The following is a 4,184-nucleotide window of genomic DNA, read 5'->3' on the forward strand; positions in this document are numbered from 1 at the left end:
GGTAGTTGGTAGCGCGAACTACCGCAACTAGAGGACGAAACGCGGGAGGGTTAGAGGTCGTGGGCGGCGCGGTAGGCGGAGAAGCGTTCGTCGACCTCGCCCGCGGTGAGCCCGAAGTCCGCGAGGTCGTACCGATGAACGGGTTTCCTTTCCCCGGAACGGCTTTCGGCGTGGAGCGCGGTCATCGCGTCCCGGGCTTCGCCGCTCAGCGGCAGCCCGAAGTGCTGGTAGACCCCCTCGACCGTGCCGATCGGATCGGCTACGAAATCCTCATACCGGACATCACAGAACTGCGCCGCGTTGTGCCGCGCGCGTGCTTCGAGTGACCTTTCCGCACCTCGCGCCCACAGATCCAGCTGGCTACGGCCGATCACGTCACCGCGGAAGACGTCGGACCAGCCTTCCGACGCCTGTTCGTTCAGGCTGCACACCGACGCGATGATCGTGCTCGGCGCACGGTGGGTCTGGACGATCAGCGCGTCCGGGTACACCTCCAGCAGCGCGTCCAGCGCGAACAGATGGCTCGGGTTCTTGAGCACCCAGCGGCGTCCGGCGTCGGGCAGGCCGATCAGCTGGAGATTGCGCCGATGCCTGCGGTAGGCGTCGGTCCAGCTCTGCCCGTCCAGCCAGCGCGAGTACGAGGGCACGTGCGCGAGGCATTCGTACGACACCGATTTCAGGGACTGTCGCAGCAGCTGCCAGCATTCCTCGACCTGACCGGCCGACATGTGGTGCAGGCCCATGAACTCGGGATGCTCGACGTGGTGCTTCTCGTAACCCGCCTGGATCCCTTGGAACACCGGGTTTTCCGCCCACGTCTCACGCGGTGGCCTCGGTTGCGGCACCTCGGTCAGCCAGACCTCCAGGCCTTGATGCGCCGGATCCTCGGTGAGCAACCGGTGCAGCGCCGTGGTCCCGGTGCGCGGCAGGCCGGTGACGAAGATCGGCCGCTCGACGGGAACGTCGGCGTACTCCGGGTTCTGTTTCCAGGACACCTCACTCAACGAGCGCGCCACCAAAGCGCCACGCAGGAACGCACGATGGATCTTGTTGCCGTACGGCGTCAAACCCGCCTCTCCAGCGTACGAATCCAGCAGTACGCGGAGGCCTTCGAGGTGATCCTCGCCGCCGAAGTCGTCCAGCCCGGTGAGTTTCGCCGCCGACGCGTGCAGATCCTCGACCGTGCCGACGTTTTCGCGCCCTGGCAGCATGTTCTCCCCTTCAGTGGTGGTATTCGCCGGCGTTGACGTCGAGGCACTGGCCGGTGACGCACCGGGCCAGCGACGAGGCGAGGAACACGACGGTGTCGGCGATCTCATCCGGTTCCGGAAGACGGCGCAGGTCGATCGCCTCCGCCGTCTCGGCGTATACCTGTTCCGGCGTCACGCCGCGTTCCTTGGCCAGGTAAGCGAAATACCATTTCAGTGAGTCCGCCCAGATGTATCCGGGCGCCACGGAATTGACCCGGATCCCGCGTGGCCCGAGTTCCGAGGCGAGACTCTGCGCGAGCGCGAGCAGGCTCGACTTCGCCATCTTGTACGCGCCGAACGTCCGGCGGGAATGCCGCAGCACGGCCGAATTGATCATCACCACCGAGCCGCCGCTGTCTTCGAGAGACGGCGTGAACAGCCGAGTGAGCCGGAGCGCGGCGAGGACGTTGGTCTCGAAGCCCGCCCGGACGTCGGCGAGGTCGACGTCGGCGAGATCCATGATCGGCGGGATGGCGAAAGCGTTGTTCACCAACGCGTCCACCCGGCCGAACGCTTTCAGCGTGGCTTCGGCGAGATTCGCGGCCGAAGCGTCGTCGGTGATGTCGGTGGGCACAGTGACCGCGCGACGGCCGAGCGCGTCGACCTCCTTGGCGACCTCGGCGAGCCGCGATTCGGTGCGGGCGGCGAGAACGACGTCGGCGCCCGCCGCGGCGCAGCGCACCGCGATGGACCGGCCGAGCCCCGGTCCGACCCCGGAGACCACGATCACCTTGTCCTTCAAGAGATCCATGTCAGCCCAGCATCCTCGCCGCTACAGCCTGCTGACGGGCAGAGATCCGGCTCGCCCACTCCTCCGGTGTCACGCGCGCCTCGTCGTAATACGGCAGCCGGTCGGCGAGTTCGCCGAACTTCACCACCTCGACTTCGGGACCGTCGGCCTCGTCCAGTGCGCGAGAGAGCCGCTGCCAGCGGATCTGGACGTAACCGCGGTCGTGCCCGGTGCGTTCGAGCCAGTTGGCCAGTCCCGGGTCGCGTTCGCTGAGCACGAACCGGATCTTGCCGTCCGGATCGACCCGCGCCTGGTCGGCGGTGAGGCTGGTCTGGTGGTTGATGTAGTCCAGCGAGAGATACCAGACGCTGCCGAGTTGGATGCCCTGGTAGGGCGCGTCCGAACGCGGCACCGTGACGATCATGACCTCTTCGTCGCCGAGTTCGTAATGCCCGGCGGACGAGTACTGCGTGGTCAAGCCGCCCGGTGTCGGTCGCGGTTCGGTCATCGTGTTCACCGGCAGGTTCAGGTAGAACCACTTCGGGAAGGCGAGGAAAGTGCGCAACCTGCTCAACAGGATCTTGCCGGAGACGCCGTAGCGTTTGGCCAGGACGTCACGAGTGAGCGGTGCGGGTGCGCTGCCCGCGGTGTCGGCGCACTGGATCTGGATCGTGCCGCGGCGTTCGGTGGCCCAGTCGCTGTAGACCTCACGGACCACGAGCATCGAGGAACCGGGACCGAGGACGAAGTAGTTGGGTCCCGGGTCGGGTTTCGCCGGTCCGAAGCGGAGTTCGAACGAGCCGTCCTCGGCGATCTCGATCTCACGGTCGTCGAACGCGGCGAGGCTGTCGGGCACCTCGACGGGTGAGTAGTCGCCGTTGAGGACCTGGAAGCTGACGTCTGCCGTGCTCCCCCGCGTCCCGGTGACGACGTACTCGCGGTCCTCGCGGATGTTCGCGTTGAAGTACAGCGTGTCCGGGTTGTCCAGGCCCATCTTCGTGTACGGCCCGGTGGACTGGGTGAAGTACGGGTAGTCCCGTTCGTAGGCCCACGCCATCTGCAAGGACGCGCGGATACTGCCGGCGAGGTAGTCGTATCCCTCGACCAGATCCTGTTCGGTCCGGATGTGCGGCGCCTCCGCGATGACCTTCTCGGCTTCGACGATCGCGTCCGCGAACGGTTGAGTGAGCACCGGCGACTCCTCATGCTGGTACAAATACGTACCGACTTGGTACGTTCTTCGCGACATCAGACTAGAACGCGTTCTAAGGATGGGTCAATGACCCGGCGCTCTCCGCCCACCGAGCGAGTCGTACGGCTGCTCGACTTCTTCGCCGCGCGGCCAGGACGGCGCTTCGGCCTCTCGGAACTCGCCCGCGAACTGGACCTGGCCAAACCGACCTGTCTCGGCATCGTGACCGAGCTGACCGCGGGCGGCTATCTGGTCCGGGACCCGCGGCCGGTCACCTACCGGCTCGGGCCCGCGATCATCGCCGCCGGCCGTGTCGCGGCCGAAGGATTCGGCGCGAGCGAGGTCGCGCGGCGGCATCTGGAGGACCTGAGCAGGCGCTATGGCGCGACGTGCACCGCGTCGGCCGTGGTCGGTGACCGGATCCTGATGTTGCAGAGCGCCGGGCCCGGACGCGTCAAACTCGGCGAGGCTTACCCGTTCGCGCCGCCGGTCGGGCTGATGTACGTGCTGTGGGACTCCGACGCGGCGTTCGACGCGTGGCTCGCCAAACCCCCGGCGGTGCCGGTGCGACTGGACGAAGCGCATCTGCGGCGCGTCGTCGCGGAATGCCGCGAACACGGATACCTGATGGAGAGCCTGACCTCCGCGGGGCGGCGGCTCTACGCGCTGATGGCGGGCGTCGGCGCGGACGAACTACCACCGGAAGTGCGGGGCCTGGTGGGAGAACTCGTCTCGAGCCTCGGCGAACGCGTCTACCTCGGCGCCGACCTGGAACCACGCCGCAAGCACGCGGTGAGCCTGCTCGCCGCGCCGACGTTCGACGCTTCGGGCAGGCAGGAACTGGTGCTCACGCTGTCGGTCGGCGAGCCGATCACCGGCGCCGAGATCGCGCGGCGGGGTGCCGCCCTGGTCGCGACCGCCGACGCCGTCACCGCCGAATCCGGCGGTCTCCCCCCGCAAGTAGTCCTCTAGATGAGTGATTCCGTGAAGTTGGTGTTAGTGATCGAACGCG

4 protein-coding genes are annotated in these 4,184 nt (G+C 67.2%); 1 reads left to right on the plus strand and 3 read right to left on the minus strand.

What is annotated here, in order from left to right:
* Window positions 1-50: 50 nt before the first annotated feature.
* Genes BS329_RS41385 through BS329_RS41395 form a run of 3 tightly spaced genes read right to left on the minus strand, consistent with a single transcriptional unit; the run spans window position 51 to window position 3,172 of the window.
* A complete protein-coding gene (locus tag BS329_RS41385) occupies window positions 51-1,211 on the minus strand; it encodes a sulfotransferase family protein (protein WP_076169055.1) in 1,161 nt (386 codons plus the stop codon).
* A gap of 10 nt (window positions 1,212-1,221) precedes the next feature.
* Entirely contained in the window at window positions 1,222-2,001 is a 780-nt protein-coding gene (locus tag BS329_RS41390) for an SDR family oxidoreductase (RefSeq protein ID WP_076169057.1), read from the minus strand.
* Window position 2,002: 1 nt separating this feature from the next.
* A complete protein-coding gene (locus BS329_RS41395) occupies window positions 2,003-3,172 on the minus strand; it encodes a DUF1214 domain-containing protein (protein WP_076169061.1) in 1,170 nt (389 codons plus the stop codon).
* Window positions 3,173-3,259: 87 nt separating this feature from the next.
* On the opposite strand from BS329_RS41395, the gene BS329_RS41400 reads away from it, so the two are divergent.
* Window positions 3,260-4,144 (plus strand): helix-turn-helix domain-containing protein, encoded by an 885-nt coding sequence (locus tag BS329_RS41400; protein WP_076169059.1) that lies wholly within the window; start codon window positions 3,260-3,262, stop codon window positions 4,142-4,144.
* Window positions 4,145-4,184 lie beyond the last annotated feature (40 nt).

It is taken from the genome of Amycolatopsis coloradensis, from assembly GCF_001953865.1.
In the GTDB taxonomy this organism is placed as follows: Bacteria; Actinomycetota; Actinomycetes; order Mycobacteriales; family Pseudonocardiaceae; genus Amycolatopsis; species Amycolatopsis coloradensis.